Source organism: Cellulomonas phragmiteti, from assembly GCF_016862775.1.
GTDB classification, from domain to species: Bacteria; Actinomycetota; Actinomycetes; order Actinomycetales; family Cellulomonadaceae; genus Cellulomonas; species Cellulomonas phragmiteti.
In genome coordinates this window covers 1-1,270 of sequence record NZ_BONP01000062.1, presented here as the reverse complement: position 1 = coordinate 1,270, position 1,270 = coordinate 1, and the positions used below count along the sequence as shown (strand labels likewise).

At 72.2% G+C, this 1,270-nt stretch carries 1 protein-coding gene and 1 pseudogene; both read left to right on the top strand.

The features are described 5' to 3' along the window. A pseudogene (locus Cph01nite_RS18920) lies at positions 1–356 on the top strand (glycoside hydrolase family 11 protein); the annotation flags it as partial. Positions 357–480: 124 nt separating this feature from the next. Beyond that, on the top strand, positions 481–1,270 hold a 790-nt coding region (locus Cph01nite_RS18915; protein WP_239069373.1), incomplete at its 3' end, for a polysaccharide deacetylase family protein.

Sequence of the window (1,270 nt, the reverse complement as noted above, 5' to 3'; positions counted from 1 at the left end):
CGGTCGGCACCGGCAGCGCCGACGGCGGCGGTGGCAACACCGGTGGCGGCGGCAACACCGGCGGCGGTGGCAGCACCGGCGGCAACGACAGCGGCAGCAACACCACCAACGGCTGCACGGTCAACTGGACGCGCGGCGAGGACTGGGGCGACCGGTTCAACGTCACGTACACCGTGTCGGGTCGGTCCAACTGGTCCGTGACGGTCTACCCGAACACCGGCCAGTCGATCCAGAACTCGTGGGGCGCCACCCGCAGCGGCAACACGTTCCGCCAGAACGGCTCGAACAGCTTCGGCGTGACGTACTACAAGGGCTCGCAGAACATCAGCTACATCCCGTGGGGCATCTGCTCCTGACGGCCACGCAGGGGGTGCCGGGCTCGGTCGAGCCCGGCACCCCCTGCCCGCGTCCGCACCCGACGACGACGTCCGGTGCGGGCGCCACCCGCTCCATCCCTCCACCTGAGGAAGTGCCATCCACGTGACCAGCACCCTTCCCACCCGTCGCCGGCGCTCGACGCGCCTGCTCGCGGGCCTGACCGCCGCCGGCGCCGTCCTCGCCGGCGGGCTCGTCCTCGCGCCGTCGGCAGCCGCCGCGGACTGCTCGGCCGGCTACGTCGCGCTGACGTTCGACGACGGCCCCACGGCCGCGACGACGAACCAGGTCATCAACGCCCTGCGGGCGGCCGGCGCCACCGCGACCGTCTTCCCCATCGGCCAGAACGCCCAGAACAACGCCTCGCTCATGCAGGCCTACAAGAACGCCGGCCTGCAGATCGGCAACCACAGCTGGGACCACCCGAACCTCACGACGCTGAGCCAGTCGGCGATCCAGTCGCAGCTCTCGCGCGCCCAGCAGGCCGTGCAGCAGACCGCCGGCGTGACGCCGCAGGTCTTCCGGCCGCCCTACGGCGCCACCAACTCCACGGTGCAGTCGGTCGCCTCCGGGCTGGGTCTGCGCGTGGTGACGTGGGACATCGACACCCAGGACTACAACAACGTCTCGTCCCAGCAGATCCGCCAGGCGGCCGCCCGCGCGACCAACGGGCAGGTCGTCCTCATGCACGACTGGCCGGGCAACACGGTGCAGGCCCTGCCCGGCATCCTGCAGGACCTGCAGTCGCGCAACCTGTGCACCGGGCACATCTCCCCGACCACCGGCCGCGCGGTCGCGCCCGCAGGTGGCGGCAACACCGGTGGTGGCGGCAACACCGGCGGCGGCAACACCGGTGGCGGGACCACCACCTGCACCGCCACCGCGACCAAGGGCC